At 72.1% G+C, this 17,308-nt stretch carries 17 protein-coding genes; 7 read left to right on the plus strand and 10 right to left on the minus strand.

Going from position 1 to position 17,308, the window contains the following annotated elements; all coding sequences use genetic code 11:
• Positions 1 to 89: 89 nt before the first annotated feature.
• Together ASE56_RS02525 and ASE56_RS02530 are read right to left on the minus strand one after the other, a co-directional pair.
• On the minus strand, positions 90 to 1,730 hold the full coding sequence (locus ASE56_RS02525; protein WP_056224638.1) for an amidohydrolase: 1,641 nt from the start codon (positions 1,728 to 1,730) through the stop codon (positions 90 to 92).
• A complete protein-coding gene (locus tag ASE56_RS02530) occupies positions 1,727 to 2,977 on the minus strand; it encodes a hypothetical protein (RefSeq protein ID WP_056224640.1) in 1,251 nt (416 codons plus the stop codon). Before ASE56_RS02530 ends, ASE56_RS02525 begins: the two co-directional genes overlap by 4 nt.
• 210 nt (positions 2,978 to 3,187) lie before the next feature.
• On the opposite strand from ASE56_RS02530, the gene ASE56_RS02535 reads away from it, so the two are divergent.
• The gene (locus tag ASE56_RS02535) at positions 3,188 to 4,198 is read left to right on the plus strand and encodes a LacI family DNA-binding transcriptional regulator (RefSeq protein ID WP_056224642.1); all 1,011 of its coding nucleotides are present in this window, start codon (positions 3,188 to 3,190) and stop codon (positions 4,196 to 4,198) included.
• An 80-nt stretch (positions 4,199 to 4,278) separates the two neighbouring features.
• Here ASE56_RS02535 and ASE56_RS02540 read toward each other — a convergent pair whose 3' ends face one another.
• Together ASE56_RS02540 and menC are read right to left on the minus strand one after the other, a co-directional pair.
• Positions 4,279 to 5,667 (minus strand): glycine--tRNA ligase, encoded by a 1,389-nt coding sequence (locus tag ASE56_RS02540; RefSeq protein ID WP_056224644.1) that lies wholly within the window; start codon positions 5,665 to 5,667, stop codon positions 4,279 to 4,281.
• 99 nt (positions 5,668 to 5,766) lie between these two features.
• Positions 5,767 to 6,900: an o-succinylbenzoate synthase gene (gene menC, locus ASE56_RS02545; RefSeq protein WP_056224646.1), complete on the minus strand. Its 1,134-nt coding sequence runs from the start codon at positions 6,898 to 6,900 to the stop codon at positions 5,767 to 5,769.
• Between the two features lie 207 nt (positions 6,901 to 7,107).
• Between menC and ASE56_RS02550 the strand changes: the two genes are divergently transcribed.
• Positions 7,108 to 7,923 carry an SDR family oxidoreductase gene (locus ASE56_RS02550; RefSeq protein WP_056224648.1) on the plus strand — a complete coding sequence of 272 codons (816 nt, stop codon included), beginning with the start codon at positions 7,108 to 7,110 and terminating at the stop codon, positions 7,921 to 7,923.
• Positions 7,924 to 7,928: 5 nt separating this feature from the next.
• Positions 7,929 to 8,138: a hypothetical protein gene (locus ASE56_RS02555; protein WP_056228063.1), complete on the plus strand. Its 210-nt coding sequence runs from the start codon at positions 7,929 to 7,931 to the stop codon at positions 8,136 to 8,138.
• Positions 8,139 to 8,174: 36 nt separating this feature from the next.
• On the opposite strand, the gene ASE56_RS02560 is transcribed toward ASE56_RS02555, so the two are convergent.
• The 3 genes from ASE56_RS02560 to ASE56_RS02570 form a co-directional block, all read right to left on the minus strand.
• Positions 8,175 to 8,861, minus strand: coding sequence for a GNAT family N-acetyltransferase (locus tag ASE56_RS02560; RefSeq protein ID WP_056224649.1), 687 nt, complete (start codon positions 8,859 to 8,861; stop codon positions 8,175 to 8,177).
• Positions 8,862 to 8,893: 32 nt separating this feature from the next.
• Positions 8,894 to 10,216 (minus strand): nitrate/nitrite transporter, encoded by a 1,323-nt coding sequence (locus ASE56_RS02565; RefSeq protein WP_056224651.1) that lies wholly within the window; start codon positions 10,214 to 10,216, stop codon positions 8,894 to 8,896.
• Between the two features lie 153 nt (positions 10,217 to 10,369).
• Positions 10,370 to 10,930, minus strand: a complete 561-nt coding sequence (locus ASE56_RS02570) for a TetR family transcriptional regulator (protein ID WP_056224653.1) — start codon at positions 10,928 to 10,930, stop codon at positions 10,370 to 10,372.
• Between the two features lie 80 nt (positions 10,931 to 11,010).
• Here ASE56_RS02570 and ASE56_RS02575 point away from each other — a divergent pair, with 80 nt between their 5' ends.
• Positions 11,011 to 12,129 carry a zinc-binding alcohol dehydrogenase family protein gene (locus tag ASE56_RS02575; RefSeq protein WP_056224655.1) on the plus strand — a complete coding sequence of 373 codons (1,119 nt, stop codon included), beginning with the start codon at positions 11,011 to 11,013 and terminating at the stop codon, positions 12,127 to 12,129.
• A 138-nt stretch (positions 12,130 to 12,267) separates the two neighbouring features.
• Positions 12,268 to 13,149 carry a formyltetrahydrofolate deformylase gene (gene purU, locus ASE56_RS02580; protein WP_056224657.1) on the plus strand — a complete coding sequence of 294 codons (882 nt, stop codon included), beginning with the start codon at positions 12,268 to 12,270 and terminating at the stop codon, positions 13,147 to 13,149.
• Between the two features lie 123 nt (positions 13,150 to 13,272).
• On the opposite strand, the gene ASE56_RS02585 is transcribed toward purU, so the two are convergent.
• Together ASE56_RS02585 and ASE56_RS02590 are read right to left on the minus strand one after the other, a co-directional pair.
• Entirely contained in the window at positions 13,273 to 14,166 is an 894-nt protein-coding gene (locus tag ASE56_RS02585) for an FHA domain-containing protein (RefSeq protein ID WP_056224659.1), read from the minus strand.
• Between the two features lie 14 nt (positions 14,167 to 14,180).
• Positions 14,181 to 14,456, minus strand: a complete 276-nt coding sequence (locus ASE56_RS02590) for a hypothetical protein (RefSeq protein WP_056224661.1) — start codon at positions 14,454 to 14,456, stop codon at positions 14,181 to 14,183.
• Positions 14,457 to 14,610: 154 nt separating this feature from the next.
• Here ASE56_RS02590 and ASE56_RS02595 point away from each other — a divergent pair, with 154 nt between their 5' ends.
• Positions 14,611 to 15,135 (plus strand): helix-turn-helix domain-containing protein, encoded by a 525-nt coding sequence (locus ASE56_RS02595; protein WP_056224663.1) that lies wholly within the window; start codon positions 14,611 to 14,613, stop codon positions 15,133 to 15,135.
• Positions 15,132 to 16,337, plus strand: a complete 1,206-nt coding sequence (locus ASE56_RS02600; RefSeq protein ID WP_056224665.1) for an MFS transporter — start codon at positions 15,132 to 15,134, stop codon at positions 16,335 to 16,337. Before ASE56_RS02595 ends, ASE56_RS02600 begins: the two co-directional genes overlap by 4 nt.
• Positions 16,338 to 16,342: 5 nt before the next feature.
• Here the strand turns inward: ASE56_RS02600 and ASE56_RS02605 are convergent, their stop codons facing one another.
• Positions 16,343 to 17,308 (minus strand): serine hydrolase, encoded by a 966-nt coding sequence (locus tag ASE56_RS02605; protein ID WP_074694815.1) that lies wholly within the window; start codon positions 17,306 to 17,308, stop codon positions 16,343 to 16,345.

The raw sequence follows: 17,308 nt of genomic DNA on the forward strand, positions 1-17,308 counted from the left end.
GTCGGTCGTCGCCCCAGGCTAGCGAAGTCCGGCCGCCCCACCGGGGTCCTGCACAGCGGCGGTTCCTCCCCAGCCCGGGGGCACCGCCGTCAGTCGCGCGGCAGCGCGGCGACCGCCTCCTCGGCGAAGACCGTCTCCCCGGCCCGCACGGTCCGCACGACGCGGGCAGTCAAGAGCGTCGAGGCCCCGTCGGCGAAGGGGTCCGTGTCGAGGACCGCGAAGTCGGCCGCAAACCCGGGAGCGAGACGCCCGCGCCAGTCGCCGTCCCCCGTCGACGCGGCCGCATCGCGCGTGGCGTGGGCGATGCTGTCGGTCAGGGGCAGAGCGAACAGCGGGTGCACCGCCGCCACGCTCGTGTCGAGAGCCGAGGCGCGGGTCGCCGCGACGTACATGTTGGCGAGGGCGTCGTAGGGGGCGGTCGGCGCGTCGGTCGAGAACGCCAGAAGAGTTCCCGCGCGCTCGTACTCGGGCCACGCGAACGCACGGTCGGCCCGCTCGTCACCAAGCATCGCGGCCCAGTTCGGGTAGATCGCCGGGTCGGCGTGGACCGGCTGCATGGATGCCGTGACTCCGAGCCGCGCCATGCGCTCCGCCGTCCCCGGGGCGGCGTACTCGAGGTGCTCGATGCGGTGGCGACGAGGCAGATCGCCGTTGGCGCGGTAGGCGCGCTCGAGGGCGACGAGCGCCGCGTCGCTCGCGGCGTCGCCGATCGCGTGCATCGCGATCTGAAGCCCCGCGGCGTCGGCAGCGCCCACCACCGGCGCGAGATCGGCGAGCGGCCAGATGGGGGCGGCGTTCGAACCGTCGGCGTACGGGGCGCCCATCGCCGCCGTGCACGCGTCGATCGTGCCGTCGAGGATCAGCTTGATGCCGATCACCCGCACCCACGACGAGCGGGTGCGCTCGACGAGGTCGATCACGCGGTCCAACTGGGCGAGGTTCTTCTCGCGATCACCGGTGTTCTCCACCAGCCAGTGTGCGGCGACGCGGATCGGGAGCCGCCCGCCGTGGCGCGTCACGGCTCTCTCGAAGGCGGCGAGGCCGTGCTCGTTGAAAGCCATGTCGACGACTCCGACGACTCCGGCGCGCACGTACGCGTCGATCACGCGATCGACGGCGGCGTCGCGCTCGTCGTCGGTCGTGGAGGAGTCGCGACGGGCCCACGCGTAGCGGATCGCGGCCGTCTCGAAGAGCATCCCGTTCGGCTCGCCGTCGGCGTCGCGGCCGATCTCGCCGCCGAGCGGGTCGGGGGTGTCGCGGGTGATGCCGAGCTCGGCCAACGCCGCCGAGTTCACCCAGCAGGAGTGGTAGTCGTTGGCGTCCAGGTAGACGGGGACGTCGGAGACGACCGCGTCGATCATGCTCGCGGTCGGCGCCCCGCCCGGAATCGAGTCGAACAGCCACCCGCGCCCCCAGATCGCGGGCGCCTCGGGAGCCGCCTCGCGCGCCTCGCGCAGGAGGACCTGGATCGCCTCGAGCGACCGCGCCTCGGTCAACGGCACCTGCGCGAGGGACGCGCCCATCATCAGCAGGTGCGTGTGCGCGTCGGTGAAGCCCGGGAGCACGACGGCTCCCCCCAGGTCGACCACCTCGTCGGCCGTGGACGCCAGCGCCTCGGCCCCGACGGCCGCGATCGTCTCGCCGTCGACGGCGATGGCATCCGTCCACTGCCGTCGCGGATCGGTGTGGGCGGTGAAGATCCGTCCCCCGCGGTAGAGCGTGCGCGTCATGCTGCCTCCTTCGCGGCGCGCTCGAGCCGTCGCGAGAGCACGCCGATGATGCCGGCCGGAACGGCCAGGACGAAGCTCGCGAGGGCGAGCGTGAGGGCGAAGCCCTGGTATCCCAGGAGCCCCACCAGGGATGCGCCGATCACGGGCGTGAGCGCCGAACCGACGAGGTAGGTCGCGAGCAGGGGCCCGGACCAGCGTCCGTCGGCGTCGAGAGCCGCGGCCGTGGCGACGAAGTACATGAAGGCGACGGCGTAGATCGTGTTCCACGCGATGAAGACCACGACGAAGAGCGTCGGATCGGTCACGGAGCCTTCGACGATCTTCAGGATGCCGCCGGCCACCAGCAGGACGATCAGGGGGATGCCGCGACCCAGGCGATCTCCGACGGCCACGAGCGCGATGGTGCCGAGCAGGCCTCCCGCGGTGGCGCCGCTGAGGGCGAGGCTGAGCCCCTCGGGCGTCAGACCGGCGTTGTCGGCGCCCATGACCCCGGCCATGGCCCACAGCGAATCCTCGCTCGCGGCCCACAGGGCGAACACGACGAGGAGCACGAAGCCCGCGACCGTGACCGTGCGCGAGGGCGGCGCGGCGGAGCGGAGCGTGCCGGTGGGAGGGACCTCGATGGGGACGGCCTCGCCGATCGCCGCCGCCGCGTGCACCGTCGCGGCCGGGGCCGTGGGCATCCACGACACCGTGAGCAGGGCGAGGACGCTGAACACCGCCATCGAGCCGAACACGTCGATCGGGGCGAGGCCGATCAGCGGGACGACGGCGAGGATGACCGTGATGAGCCCGCGGTTGGCCAGACCGTTGAGTCCGGCGACGCGGTCGGGGTTGCGGAACGCGGCGAGGGCGGCGCCCGCGGCCGCGACCGCCCCACCGGCTCCGACCCCGCCGAGGAGCAGGCCCGTCACGACGAGCGCGGGAACGAGCGCCGCGGCGCCGAAGCCGACGACCGCGAGGATCAGACCGACGCGCGCGACCAGGCGACGGCGCGGTCCCGCGCACGCGGGGGCGACGGCGAGGCCGACGAGGGCGGTGAGCAGCAGGGTCGCCGTGACGATCCAGCTCGCCGTGAGCACGTCGGCGCCGACGCCCGTCTGGACGGCGGCGATCATGTACGGCGACAGGTTGACGCCGAGGTACCCCGCGATGCCGACGAGGAACGTCGAGGAGGCGGTGGAGAAGCGGATGGGGAGTCGGGCGGCGCCGACGGACGTCGGGGCGGTCTGGACGGAAGCGGACACGGGTACCTCTCGGGGAGCCGGCGTGCGGCGGACACGGGACGGGCCGGGACGCCTCCTCGTCGAGAGCGTCCGGTGGACCCGAGGCTAGGGACCGTGTGTTTCGGTCTCCGTGCCCGTTCTGTTTCCCTGACATTAAACGTTTAAGTTCACCGCGCCGCAAGACCCCTCCGCGGATCGACCGCCACCCCGCGTCGGGTAACGTCACTGCTCGTGACCCCGCGCAAGCCGACGCTCCACGACGTGGCCGCCGGCGCGGGCGTGTCGGTCGCCGCCGCCTCGTTCGCCCTGCGCGGCAAGACCGGGGTCTCCCCCGACACCCGCGACCGCGTCCTGGGCGTCGCGCGCGACCTCGGCTACTCGGTCAACATCCCCGCGCGCAGCCTGCGGACGGCGCGGTCGGGCGCCGTCGGCCTGTCCCTGCCGGCGGGCACGACCCACCTGCCCTATTACACGGACTTCGCCTTCGGCGTCGTCGACGCCGCCGACCGCCGGGGGCTGTCGGTGATCCTCCTCCCCCACCGCGATGCCGCGGACACCTCCGCGCCGTCGGCGTTCGTCGACGGCTACGTGATCGTCGACGCGTCCGTCGAGGATCCCGGCATCCGGGCCCTGCTCGACTCGGACCGCCCCGTCGTCAGCGGCGAGCACGTCCTGGGCGGCGCGGGGCGCACCGAGGGCAGTGTCGCGACCGACCACCGCGCGGCGCTCACCCGACTGCTCGCCCATCTCGCCGACCGGGGCGCCGCGCGCATCGCCGCCATCCTGCCGCCCGACGGCACGTCGTGGAGCCGTGAGCTGGCCGAGACCTACGCCGAATGGACCCGCGCGCACGGTCGCGAAGACCTGTCGCGCCGGGTCTCGTTCGTGCCGACCGCCGACGAGATCGGCCAGGCCGTTGCCGAGCTCCTGGCGCTCCCCGAGGTGGACGCCCTCGTGATCGCCCCGAGCGGTTCCGCCGCGGCGACCCTCGAGGCCGCCGTTCGCGCCGGCCGCCGCGTCGGCGACGACCTCCTCGTCGCGGCGTGCGTCGACGAACCCGCGCACGCCCTGCTGTCGCCGCCCGTCACCTCGATCGACCTCGCCGCGCGCGAGCTCGGGTCGGCCTGTCTGGAACTGCTCGTCGAGGTGTGGGACGCCGACGAGACCCTCGAGACCGTGCGCCTCGCCGAACCGCGACTCGTCGTCCGCGCGAGCACCGCGGGTCCCCTCCCCCGCGCGTGAGCCGCCCACGGCGCCCCGAAACGGCGGAAGACCGGATGCCACGGCCTCGGGCCACGGCATCCGGTCTTCGCTGAATCGGGTCAGGCTCCCCGCAGGCGCTCCGCCAGGTAGCCGTGCAGCGCGTCGAGGCCGATGCGCTCCTGGCCCATGGTGTCGCGGTCGCGCACGGTCACGGCGTTGTCGTCGAGGGAGTCGAAGTCGACCGTGACGCAGAACGGGGTGCCGATCTCGTCCTGGCGGCGGTAGCGGCGGCCGATCGCGCCCGCGTCGTCGAAGTCGATGTTCCAGCCGGCCGCGCGCAGCGTGTCGGCGACCTCGCGGGCCAGCGGCGACAGGCGCTCGTTGCGCGAGAGCGGGAGCACGGCGACCTTGACCGGCGCGAGGCGCGGGTCGAGCTTGAGCACCGTGCGGGTGTCGGTGCCGCCCTTGGCGTTGGGCACCTCTTCTTCGCGGTACGCGTCGACGAGGAAGGCCATCATGGCGCGCGTCAGACCGAACGAGGGCTCGATGACGTAGGGCGTGTACTTCTCGCCCGAGGCCTGGTCGAAGAACGTGAGCGACTGGCCCGACGCCTCGGAGTGGCTCTTCAGGTCGTAGTCGGTGCGGTTGGCGACGCCCATGAGCTCGCCCCACTCCTTGCCCGGGAAGCCGAAGCGGTACTCGACGTCGATCGTGCCGGCGGAGTAGTGCGCGCGGTCGTCTTCGGGCACGTCGAAGCGCTTCATGTTCTCGGGGTCGATGCCGAGCTCGATGAACCAGTTCCAGCACGCCTCGACCCAGTGCTCGAACCACTCGTTCGCCTCGGCCGGCGGGGTGAAGTACTCGATCTCCATCTGCTCGAACTCGCGCGTGCGGAAGATGAAGTTCCCGGGGGTGATCTCGTTGCGGAAGGCCTTACCGACCTGGCCGACGCCGAACGGGGGCTTGCGGCGCGATGCCGTGAGCACGTTCGAGAAGTTCACGAAGATGCCCTGCGCCGTCTCGGGGCGCAGGAAGTACAGGCCCGACTCGTCGTCGACGACGCCGAGGTAGGTCTTGACCAGGCCCGAGAACGACTTGGGCTCGGTGTACTGCCCCTTGGTGCCGCAGTTGGGGCAGGGCACGTCGGCGAGGCCGTTCTCGGCCTTGCGGTTCTTGCGCGCCTCGAAGTCCTCGATGAGGGTGTCGGCGCGGAAGCGCTTGTGGCAGCTCAGGCACTCCACGAGCGGGTCGGTGAAGGTCGCGACGTGACCCGAGGCCTCCCACACGCGCTTGGGCAGGATGATGCTCGAGTCGAGCCCCACCATGTCGCCGCGACCGCGAACGAAGGTCTGCCACCACTGCCGGCGGATGTTCTCTTTGAGCTCGGTGCCGAGGGGGCCGTAGTCCCATGCGGAGCGCGAACCGCCGTAGATCTCACCGGCCTGGAAGACGAACCCGCGGTGGCGGGCGAGGGCGATGACCTTGTCGAGGCGGGACTGTTCGGCCACGGTGGCTCCAATGGTCGGGAAAGCTGTGGGGTTCGAGCGCGAGTGCGCGGCATCCAGTTTATCGAAGAGGCCCGTGCCCGCCTGGTGGCCCTCCGGGCGTCACCGCGTGAGGCGCTCGCGACGCACGGTGAACTCCTCGAGCGCGGCTTCGTCGATCTCGACACCGAGCCCGGCGCCGGTCGGTACGCGCACGTGCCCGTCCTCGATCACGGCCGGCTCGGTCACGATATCGCGCGCGTAGAAGCGAGCGGATGCCGAGATGTCGCCCGGCAGCGTGAAGCCGGGCAGGGCCGCGAGGGCGGCGTTGGCCGCGCGGCCGATGCCGGTCTCGAGCATGCCCCCGCACCACACGGGAACGCCCGCGGCGAGCGCGCGGTCGTGGATCGCGACGGCCTCGAGGTAGCCGCCCACGCGGCCCGCCTTGATGTTGATGATCGCGGCGGAGCCGAGGGCGAGGGCGTCGGCCGCGGCCTTGTCGCTCACGATCGACTCGTCTAGGCAGACGGGCGTCGACAGGCGCTTCGCCAGGGTCGCGTGATCGACCAGGTCGTCCTCCTGCAGGGGTTGCTCGATGAGCAGCAGGTCGAAGCGGTCCAGTTCGGCGAGGGTGTCGGCATCCTGAAGCGTATACGCGGAGTTGGCGTCGACCTGCAGCGGAATACCGCCGAAGGCCGCGCGGACGGCGGCCGTGTCGTCGATGTCGCGACCGGGCTTGATCTTGATCTTGATGCGCACGTACCCCTCGTCGAGGTAGCCGCCGACGGCCGCGACGAGAGCCCGCGGGTCGCTCTGGATGCCGACCGAGACGCCCGAGGGCACCCTGTCCTTCTCGGCGCCGAGGTACTCGCCGAAGCTGCGGTTCTCGGCGCGCAGGGCCGCGTCGATCACCGCGAGCTCGAGACCGGCCTTCGCCATGCGGTGACCGACCACGTGGTGCAGCGCCCCGGCGACCTCCTCGGGTGCCACGGTCCGACGCGCGAGCAGGGCCGGGGCGAGGAAGCGGGTCAGCACGTCCCACGCGCCCTGCGTGTACTCGCTGGAGTACGACGGCTCGGACTGCGTCACCACTTCTCCCCAGCCGCGGCCGTCGGGCGTCTCGGCGGTCACGATGATCACCTCGCGCACCGTCTCGGTGCCGAACGAGGTGGTGAACGGCGACACGAGCGGCATGTGCAGCACGCGCAGGTCGACGGCATCGAGGGTCACGGGCGCGGCGGGGCGGATCAGCGGCATGACGGCAGGCTAGCGGGGGCGGCGGCCGGGCGGGACGACAGCCGGGCGGGGGCTGCACAACCCCTGCAGATCGGCACGTCTGCGGGTCCACGCCGAGCTGAACCTCCCGATCTGCAGGAGTTGTGCGCGGCCGGGCGACCGTAACGCCCGCGCGTGCACCTGGCAAGGGACCGCGCCCGCGCAGGGCCCGCGCGTAGCGTCGGCCGCATGAGCGCTGACTTCACCCCCCGCCACGCGATCGTCACCGGCTCCGACTCGGGCATCGGCGCGGCCACGGCCCTCGCCCTCGCCTCCGCCGGGATGGACGTCGCCGTCACCTACCACTCCGACAAGGACGGCGCCGAAGAGACCGCCGCAGCCGTGCGCGAGCGCGGTGTGAAGGCGATCGTCGCGCAGTTCGACGCGACCGACTTCGACGCGGTTCCGGATGCCGTGAACGCCATGGCCGACGAGCTCGGCGGCCTCGACGTGTTCGTCAACAACGCCGGAGGCGGCATCGGGGGCAGCTTCCTCGACCTCGACTTCGACACCTGGCGCACCGACATCTCACTCAACCTCGACGGGGCGTTCCTCGCCCTGCACACCGCCGCCCGCCGCATGGCGAAGGCCGGCAACGGCGGACGCTTGATCGTCGTGTCGAGCGTGCACGAGCACCAGCCGCGCGTCGGCTCGGCCCCCTACGTCGCCGCCAAGCACGGCGTCGGCGGACTCATCAAGACGATGGCCCTCGAGCTCGGCCAGTACGGCATCACCGCCAACGCGGTCGCGCCCGGCGAGATCGCCACCCCCATCAACGACATGTCGGCCGAAGACGCCGAGCGCACCCACCGCCCCGGCATCCCCCTGGGTCGCCCCGGAAAGCCCGACGAGGTCGCCGACGTCATCCGCTTCCTCGCCTCGCGCGAGAGCGCCTACGTCACCGGAGCCAGCTGGGTCGTCGACGGCGGCATGCTGCACATGGGCCCGCAGGCGGGCTCGCACATGGAGTCGGACGCCTGGCGCTCGGCCGGCGAGAAGGAGTGACCACCGTGAGCGACGAGAAGAGCTTCGAAGAGAACCGTCACGACCAGCTGACGAGCGCGCCGAAGGCGACGGAGGAAGACGCCGCGCCGCGCTTCGACGTCAGCGAGCACGACGGGATCACGCGGATCGACGTCCGCGACGACGCGGCCGTGCGACCGGGTCCGGGCCAGGGCGACCCGGCGGCCGAGAAGGACACCCCGATCACCGAGCAGTGACGCCCCCGCGTCCCGGCGCGAGGATGCGGGGCCGTCTCAGCCGACGATGAGGTACCCGCGGCGATCGAAACCGCCGATCCGTCGACCGGATGCCAGGTGCCCCCGCAGCTCGGCACGCATGCGCCGGCGCCACTCGGCGGCTGCCGCCGGGTCGCTCGAGCGCAGGGCCTCGATGTCGTCGGGCACGGGCACGACGGCCGAGATCCCGGCATCCGTCGGGGTGGGCGCGGGAGGTTCGGCGAGCGCCCACGACACCATCAGGCGGTCGGACTCGTCGCCGCGGTTCACCGCGTCGGCCATCTCGCCGTACTGGTTCACGAGGTAGTCGGTGACGCGCGCGCCCAGCACCGCGAGGTTGAAGTGGGCGTTGCGACCGACGAGCGGGTCGAACGTCCAGGTGATGCGGCCGACGCCGCGCTCGAGCGCCCACTCGCGCTGGTGGTTCTTCAGCTGTCGGCCCAGTCCGCGCCCCTGATATCCGGGGACGATGCCGGTGATGTGCGAGTGCATCGACCTCTCGGCGGGCGGGCCGAAGAACGCCGCCGAGGCGCCGATCATCCGGTCGCCGTCGTAGAGGCCGACGACGTAGTTTCCGGCGTGCTCGAGAGCCCGCAGGATGTTCGCCGGCATGGTCCCGTGCTCACCCCAGACCCGGTCGAGCACACCCGCGGCCTCGTGGATGGCTTCGACGGTGTCGAGGGTCCGGATGTCGATCTCGCTCATGCTCTCGAGTCTCGCACCGCGGCGCGGGCGCGTCAGCGCGGCAGAACCCCGCCGACGTGGCGGATGGTCCGCCCGCGCTCGATGACGATCGCGATCCCGCCCACGAGCCACAGCGGCACCTGCGTCAGGAAGGCGAGACGGAATGCGTCGAGCGAGTACGTCTCGGGGCTTCCCGCTCCCTGCACGTCCATCGCGATGCCGATGAACAGGATGGCCAGGAGGGCAGCGAGGAATCCGCCGCCGTTGACGATGCCTGTCGCCGTGCTGAGGCGGTGACTCGGGGTGAACGTGCGCGCGTGATCGAATGCGATCATCGACGCCGGCCCCCCGGTCGACAGCGCGAACATGAGCACGACGAGCAGCCACACGGGCGCGGGCCCGGGCCAGACGATCACGACGATCCACATCACGGCCTGGAACACCACGGTCGGCAGCACGAGCCACCGCGAACGGCGGGTGGGATGCCGACTCGACAGCGCCCCGATCACGGGACCGCTGAGGATGCTGAAGAGCACGAGCGAGGTCATCACGAGAGACGCGGTGGCGGGGGCGAGGCCCTCGCCCGCGGTGAGGAAGGGGAAGCCCCACAGCAGCATGAACGCCGTGCCCGCGAAGGGAGTGGCGAAGTGCGACCAGAACCCGAGACGCGTGCCGGGGTGCGCCCACGACTCGCGGAAACCCTGCCGCAGGTCGGGCGATGACCGCACCACGCGGATCGCGCCGGTCTGCGTGTCGACCGAGGTGTCGACCGGGTCGGACCGGCGTTCGGGCGGGCGGTTGCGGATGATCAGGAACGTCAGGACCGCGAACAGCAGGCCGAGACCCGCGACGCTGCCGAAGGCGACGCTCCATGTCGTGGCGTGCAGGAGGGCGGCGAGCGGGACCACGGCGACGATCTGGCCGAGCTGACCGATGATCCCGGTCAGCTGCACGAGCACCGGCGCCCGCTGCGCGGGGAACCACGTCGCGATCACGCGCAGCACGCTCGGGAAGATCGCCGCATCGCCCGCACCGATGAGGACACGGGCCAGGATGCCGATCCCCACGGCATCCGCGGAGGCCATGACGAGCTGACCCGCGGCCATCAGCACCATGCCGATCGCGATCATCGGTCGCGCGCCGTACTTGTCGAGCAGGAGTCCGACCGGGATCTGCATCGCGCCGTAGACGAAGAGCTGGATGACGGCGAACATCGACAGGGCCGAGGCGTCGGCTCCGAAGCGCACAGCGGCATCCACCCCCACCGCCGAGAGCGAGGTGCGGTTGATGATCGACACGACGTACGCGAGAACGCCGACGATCCACAGCGTCCAGGTACGCCACCCCGGCCGGTCGAGGCGGAGGGTGCTGGTCACGTCTTCCAGGCTAGCCCCGGCCACCGACATCGGCGGCGGGGTGGCGGTGTGCGCAGGGCGCGCGCAGCGGGGTGCCTTCCGTGCAGCGGGGCGTCCGCCGACCGTCCCGGTGCACGAGACGCGCCCCGGTGCCGGCGAGCAGCGGGTGGCGCGTCAGCCCAGGACGGCCGCCATCTCGCGGCGGACCCGCTCGAGGTGATCACGCAGGGGCGCGCGCATCGCGTCGGCCGCCCACTGCTCGAGGGCCGTCTGCAGCAGCTCCACCGCGACACCGGCCACGACGCGCGCGTGCAGGGGCTCGACGCCGCGTGCGCGATACCCCTCGACCAACACCGCCCGCAGGTCGGCCTGTTTCTGCAGGTCGCGCTCGCGCAGGGCGGGCTCGGCCTCGACGAGGCGCCGCGCCGCCGCGATCTCCTCGCGGCGGGGTTCGAAGCGGTCGGCGGCGAGGGACTGGAATCCCGCCCACGCGATCTCGAAGGGCGAGCTGTCAGCCGGGGCGGCGGCGAGCATCTCGGCGGCCAGCCTCGGGATCTCGTCGTCGCCGAAGAACACCTCGCGCTTGTCGCCGAAATGACGGAAGAAGGTGCGCCGCGTCACCCCGGCCCGCTCGACGATGTCGGGCACCGTCGTCGCGTCGAATCCGCGCTCCGCGAAAAGCTGCATCGCGGCTTCGCGCAAGCGCTCTCTGGTGTCGGGTGCCCATCTGGCCATGCGGAGATCCTATGTGACGACACTGCGTGTCATCACGTCTATAGTGAAGGCACTCCGTGTCATCACGCGAAAGGTCCCCCATGTCCTCGCACGCCGCCGCCCTGCTCTCCGCGCCTCGAGCCGCTCTCACCCGCGGCACGGTCGACACCCCGGCACCCGCCGCCGACGAGGTGCTCGTGCGCGTTCGCGCCGTGGCGGTCAACCCGGTCGACTGGGTGATCCAGGGCACCAGCCGCATCACCTACCGATGGCTGCAGACCCCCGCCGTGCTCGGCTCCGACGTCGCGGGCGAGGTCGTCGCGATCGGGTCGGGCGTCACGCGCTTCCGCGTGGGTCAGCACGTCTTCGGGCTCGCGACCGGCACCGACCGCGGCCGGGATCCGCTGCGCGAAGGCGCGTTCCAGGAGTACACGACCCTGCTCGAGCGACTCACCGCCCCCGCACCGGACAGCCTCTCCGACGAGGAGGCCGCCGTCTTCCCGCTGGGCCTGTCCACGGCGGCGTGTGCCCTGTTCCAACCCCAGCACCTCGGACTCCGGATGCCGGGTGACCCAGATCACGACACCGCCCGAGGCGTCGTCGTGATCTGGGGCGGCTCCACGAGCGTGGGCATGAACGCCATCCAACTGGCCCGCGCCGCCGGCTACGACGTCGTGACCACGGCATCCGCCCGCAACGCGGCGACCGTGCGCGACCTCGGAGCGGACGCCGTCGTCGACCACCGCTCGCCCTCCGCCGTGGCCGAGCTGGTCGCGGCCGTCGGCGGACGCCCCGTGGTCGGGGCGGTGGCGCTCGGGGCCGGTTCGACCGACGCGTGCATCGACGTCCTCGCCCGCACCGGCGGGAACCGGCTGGCCATGGCGAGCACGCCGATCGCGCTCGATTCACTGGTCGGTCGGCGCCGTCTATTTCCCGCGATGCTGCCGGTCTTCACGCGCATCGGGCTCGGCACGCTGCGTTCGACGCTGCGCGCCCGCCGCCGCGGCATCCGCGCGAACTTCGTCTGGGGCAGCAGCCTCCGCGACGACGAGATGGGCCCGCGCCTCTGGGGCGAGGTCGTCCCGCGCCTGCTGGCCGAGGGTGCGCTCCGCCCCGCGCCCGCCCCGCTCGTCGTCGGCGACGGCCTCGACGCCGTGCAGGGCGCCCTCGACCGCCAGCGCGCGGGCGTCTCGGCGCAGAAGATCGTCGTGCGCCTGTGATCCGGGCCGGGGTCGGGCCCCGGCGGGCCGGCGTAAATGGCCCCGGGGCGGCACAAGAGGCCCCGGGGCCACGAACCACGCCCCGAAGCGACACCGCGCGTGGTCGGCGACGCCACCCGCGCGCGGAATAATGGTCCGATGGTCTCCGCGAGCCCCCACCTGCAGCCCGATCACGCCTGTCTCATCGTGCACGGCAGTGACACCCCCGGCATCATCGCCGCGGTCTCGGCGCTGATCGCGCGCCAGGGCGGCAACATCGTCGCCTTCGACCAGTACTCCGACGATCCCCGTGGCGGGGCGTACTTCCAGCGCGTGGTCTTCCACCGCCCCGACCTCTCGGCCGCGTTCCCCGAGATCGAGGCCGACCTCGCGAAGACCCTCGGCGACGGCTTCGAGCTCGAGTGGACGCTCACCGACCTCTCGACGCCCAAGCGCATGGCGATCCTCGCCTCGAAGCAGGACCACTGCCTGCTCGACCTGCTGTGGCGTCACCGCCGCGGCGACCTCCCCGTCAGCATCCCCATGGTCGTGTCGAACCACACGGCGGCCGCCGAGGACGTGCGGTCGTTCGGGGTGCCCTTCTTCCACGTCCCGTCGACGCCGGGGCCCGACAAGTCGGCATCCGAGGCCCGCATCCTCGAACTGCTGGTCGGCAACGTCGACTTCATCGTGCTCGCGCGCTACATGCAGATCCTCTCGCCGGAGTTCCTCGAGAAGATCGGCGTGCCGGTGATCAACATCCACCACTCGTTCCTGCCGGCCTTCATCGGCGCGGAGCCGTACAAGAAGGCGAAGCAGCGCGGCGTCAAGCTCATCGGGGCGACCTCGCACTACGTCACGAGCGACCTCGACGAGGGTCCGATCATCGAGCAGGACACGGTGCGCGTGACCCACGCCGACTCCTCGGCCGAGCTCGCCCGCCGCGGAGCCGACGTCGAGCGCCAGGTGCTCTCGCGCGCCGTGCTCTGGCACGCCGAAGACCGCGTGATCCGCCACGGAAACCACACGATCGTCTTCTGAATTCCGGATGCCGGCCCCCGGCCGCCGCGCGTGGCTCGACGCCCGCACGCAGGCGTGAGGGGTCGTTTCCTGTCGCCTACGGTGATGCAAAGCGACAGAAGACGACCCCTCACGCGAGAGTGGTCACTCCGGGTCGGTCGCCCGGCTGAGCGGGCCCGAACCGCCGCGCGGCGGCTGCTTGCGCTGGTCCGAGAGCTCGCCGCCCTGGCGGCCGCCATAGGGGCGTCCGTGGTCGGCGAACTCCGCGCGGAAGTACGCCAGACGCCAGCCGCCCAGCTCGATGCGCGCGCCGGTGCGCAGGATGCGTCCGCCGCGGTCGCGTCCGGGGCCCTGCTCGCGTGCCCCGCCACCGCCGACCTGGTCGAAACCGTAGAGGACGTACTCGTCGTCGCCCTCGTGGCGGATCTCGGCGTGGACCGACGCGAGGCCGGGAAGCCGCAGGTCGACCCCCTCGCCCGAACCGATGACCGTCTTGGTCGGCAGCAGGTCGAACTCCCGCGGACGCGAGCCGTCCCACGACGAGTCACCGACCGCGAAGATCAGGCGCGGCCGACCGGAACCGGGCGTGTAGTGGGTCGTCGTGATGCGCCGTCGCACCGTGCGATTGACCGTCGGCACGAGGGGTAGCGGCGTCTCGGGCGGAATCGGGAAGGTGAGCGCCTGCCCCTTGTTCCGCCGCGTCAGCAACGGTGCCACCGCCGAGACAGACCCGAGGCGGATGTGCTTCGACCCCGTGATCGCGCGCTGCAGCACGCTGCTTTTCACGTCGCCGAGATGCAGGATCGGACCCTCCGGTCCCTCGAGCTTCACCGAGATACCTCGGGATGCCAGGGCGTCGGCAACCGTGGACAGCTCGGCGAGCGTCCGCCGGCCGTTGCCGGGCAACCGCGAGGGGTCGCTCACGACGATGCGCACCTCGGTGCCCGCGGCCGTGACCGTGCCCTCGAACGGCGGGGTGTCGGCATCCTGGTCCTGCTCGTGTTCCGAGAAGGCGAGGTCGATGTCGAGGCGCACCATGATGGCGCCTCCCCTCAGTTGCCGCGGTACGGGTCGGACCCGGCCGCGGTGTCGTCGCTCGTGGTGACGCGGAGGGTGCCGTTGAGCTTCCAGGTCGCGCGGGGCGCGTCGGGGCCGATGTCGCGCGGCACCTCGACGGTCATATCGACGAACGAGTAGTTGACCGCGGCGCCGCGGCCGGTCAGGTACGACCACATCTCGCGGCCGAGGTCGGTCCAGTCGGTGATGGAGTGGCCCTCGGGTCCGCTCGAGGCGGCGAACGGGTCGTTGGTGGGAGTGGTGTCCGACATGGCTTCGGTCCCTTCTTTCGTTTCGAGGCCACCAGCGTCCCAGCGGGTCGGGGCTCGAAAGGAGGGATTGCGCTCGGGCGTCGGGTGCGGGACCATCTGCCCGACCCCCAAAGAGCTGTTTGACGGTTGCTCGCGGGCGCGCCACGATGGCGGGATGTCCCAGATCGACGAACTGCGCGCGACCGCGCACCCCCTGCGCCTGCGGTTGCTGTCGCTGCTCACCGGAGCGGCGATGAGCGCGGCGGATGCCGGTCGCGAGCTCGGCATCTCCCAGGCGTCGGCGAGCTACCACCTGCGAGTGCTCGAACGGGCCGGACTGATCCGCGTCGTCGAGGTCGTGCGGCTGCGCGGCGGGGACGCACGGCGCTACCGCCACGAGAGCTCTTCGCGGCGGTACGACCCGGATGCACACCTGGGTGAGCGCGCGCCCGCGGGCGAAGAGGAGTACGTCGCCGCGCTCGTCGACGAACTCCGCCGCCGCGCACGCGCACGCACGGACGGGCCGGCCCTGACCACGGATGCCGAACTCTGGGTCGACCCGCAGATCTGGAGCCGCATCGTGCAGCACGTCGGCGAAGCGTCGGCCCTTCTGCACGCCGCAGCCCAACCCCCGCGAACCCCCGGCACACGACCGGTGTCGATGACAGCGGCGCTCTTCCCGATCCGACGCCCGCGGTGACGGGGCCCCTCTCCCACGCGCCGTTCCGCTGGCTGCTCGCCGCCCGGACCACCGCGATCGTGGGCAATTCCGTCGCCCCGATCGCGCTCGCCTTCGCCGTGCTCGATCTCACCGGCTCGGCAGCCGACCTGGGACTCGTGGTCGCTGCGCGCTCGATCGCGAACGTGGCGATGCTGCTGTTCGGCGGGGTCCTCGCCGATCGCCTGCCCCGCGGGGCCGTGTTGGTGGGCTCATCCCTGGCGGCGGCCGCCACGCAGGGCACGATCGCCGCCCTCGTGCTGACCGGAACGGCCGGCATCCCGATCCTCATCGCGCTCAGCGTCGTGAACGGCGCGGTATCGGCGGTGAGCCTCCCGGCCGCCGCCGCCCTCGTTCCCGACACGGTGCCGGCATCCCTCCTGCGCCCGGCGAATGCGCTGCTGCGCCTCGGCCTGAACGGCGGCAGCATCGCCGGCGCTTCCGTCGGAGCCGTCGTGGTCGCCGCGGTCGGGCCCGGATGGGGTCTCGCGATCGACGCTGCCGCTTTCGCCGTGGCGGCGATCCTCTTCACCCGCCTGCGCCTCCCGCAGAGGTCGGATGCCGCGGACCCCCGCGCGACGGCATCGGTCTGGACCGAACTGCGCGAGGGGTGGCGGGAGTTCGCGAGTCGTCGATGGATCTGGATCGTCGTGCTGCAGTTCGCCGTCCTCAACGCCGCGTTCGTCGGAGCCACCACGGTTCTCGGCCCCCTCGTCGCGGACGAGACCTTCGGCCGCGGTGGGTGGGGACTCGTCGTCGCCACGCAGACCGCGGGCCTCGCGCTGGGTGCGGTGATCGCCCTGCGTTGGCACCCGCGACGTGCGCTCGGGCTGGGCGTCGCCGGCATGGCATCCGTCGCTCTCCCCGTCGCGGTGCTCGCGGTGCAGCCGACGCTCGCGCTGCTCGTGGTCGCGTTCGGCGTCGGAGGGGTGGCCATCGAGCTCTTCGCGATCGCCTGGGACCAGTCGTTGCAGACCCAGGTCCCGCGCGAGGCGCTTTCGCGGGTGTACTCGTACGACATGGTCGGTTCGTTCGTGGCCGTCCCCCTTGGGGAGATCCTGGTGGGACCCCTGGCGCACGAACTCGGAGCACCCCCGGTACTTCTCGGCTGCGCGGCCGTCATCGTGGTGGCGACGGTGTTCGCGGTCTGCTCACGGAGCGTGTGGCGCGTGCGCACCACCTGACAGCCTCAGTACACGTACTCCATCAGCTCGACGCCCAGCACGCGGAAGGCGTCGTGCGCGCGCAGTCGGTGGGCGATCGAGAGGTCGTCGAAGTTCACGATCAGCGCGTACGAGATCCCCGCGCGGGGCCCGCCGAGCACGCCCGCCTCGGCGCGGACGCCCGGGGCACGCCCCGTCTTGTTGATGAACAGCAGCCCGTGCTGGTCGTTCTCGTGCGCGAAAGGATCGAGGCCGGTGGCGGATGCCACGAGCGAGAGGTCGTGGTTCAGGCTCAGCCATTCGGCGACCTGGGCACTCACTCCCGGCGAGACGACGGTGGAGTTCACGAGCCCCGCGAAGACCTGGGCCATCTCGCGGGCCGTCGACAGGGCGAGATGCGGGGCGTCGTCGGGACCGCGGTCGTCACGGAAGCGGTCGAGCAGGGCCGTGCGACGCAGCCCGAGCTGCTCGACCCGCGCGCGCACGGACTGCAGACCCACCCGGTGCAGCAGGGCGTTGACGGCGAGGGCGTCGCCGGACGACGCGGCGAGCATGGCCACATCGGTCAGGGGCAGCGCCGGGGCTTTCAGGTGCTGCCAGACGCCGCCGTGTGCGGCGCCGTGCACCGATGCGCGATCGATGATCTCGAGCGGGTCGAGGCGCCCCGATTCGAACGCGGCCGCCGCTTCGATGAGCAGGGGGACGACGCCGAGACCTCCGACCGGCAGCGTGACGAAGTCGTCGCCGGCGAGCACCTCGGTGGAGCCCCCGTCGAGGTCGTCGATGCGCACCGACACCTTCGCGCCCGACGCGGCGAGCTCGTCGAGAGAGCGCAGGGTCGCCGTGAACGACCGGCGACCCGCCGCCGCGCGGCGAGGCAGTCGCTTGGGCCCCTTGCGTCCGGCCCCCCGGAGGGCCGGGGCGTCGCGTCGAGACGACTCCACCGGCCCGCCGACGGGATCGGGCAGGGCGGGCTCGGGAACCGGGGGCAT

Origin of the sequence: Microbacterium sp. Leaf203, assembly GCF_001421275.1 — a bacterium.
In the GTDB taxonomy this organism is placed as follows: Bacteria; Actinomycetota; Actinomycetes; order Actinomycetales; family Microbacteriaceae; genus Microbacterium; species Microbacterium testaceum_A.

Bases quoted from the DNA above. Each gene is read 5' to 3' on its own strand.
- ASE56_RS02525 (WP_056224638.1), bottom strand. From the start codon at position 1,730: ATGACGCGCACGCTCTACCGCGGGGGACGGATCTTCACCGCCCACACC.
- menC (WP_056224646.1), bottom strand. From the start codon at position 6,900: ATGCCGCTGATCCGCCCCGCCGCGCCCGTGACCCTCGATGCCGTCGAC.
- ASE56_RS02550 (WP_056224648.1), top strand. From the start codon at position 7,108: ATGAGCGCTGACTTCACCCCCCGCCACGCGATCGTCACCGGCTCCGAC.
- ASE56_RS02560 (WP_056224649.1), bottom strand. From the start codon at position 8,861: ATGAGCGAGATCGACATCCGGACCCTCGACACCGTCGAAGCCATCCAC.
- ASE56_RS02570 (WP_056224653.1), bottom strand. From the start codon at position 10,930: ATGGCCAGATGGGCACCCGACACCAGAGAGCGCTTGCGCGAAGCCGCG.
- ASE56_RS02575 (WP_056224655.1), top strand. From the start codon at position 11,011: ATGTCCTCGCACGCCGCCGCCCTGCTCTCCGCGCCTCGAGCCGCTCTC.
- purU (WP_056224657.1), top strand. From the start codon at position 12,268: ATGGTCTCCGCGAGCCCCCACCTGCAGCCCGATCACGCCTGTCTCATC.
- ASE56_RS02585 (WP_056224659.1), bottom strand. From the start codon at position 14,166: ATGGTGCGCCTCGACATCGACCTCGCCTTCTCGGAACACGAGCAGGAC.
- ASE56_RS02590 (WP_056224661.1), bottom strand. From the start codon at position 14,456: ATGTCGGACACCACTCCCACCAACGACCCGTTCGCCGCCTCGAGCGGA.
- ASE56_RS02595 (WP_056224663.1), top strand. From the start codon at position 14,611: ATGTCCCAGATCGACGAACTGCGCGCGACCGCGCACCCCCTGCGCCTG.
- ASE56_RS02605 (WP_074694815.1), bottom strand. From the start codon at position 17,308: ATGCCCCCGGTTCCCGAGCCCGCCCTGCCCGATCCCGTCGGCGGGCCG.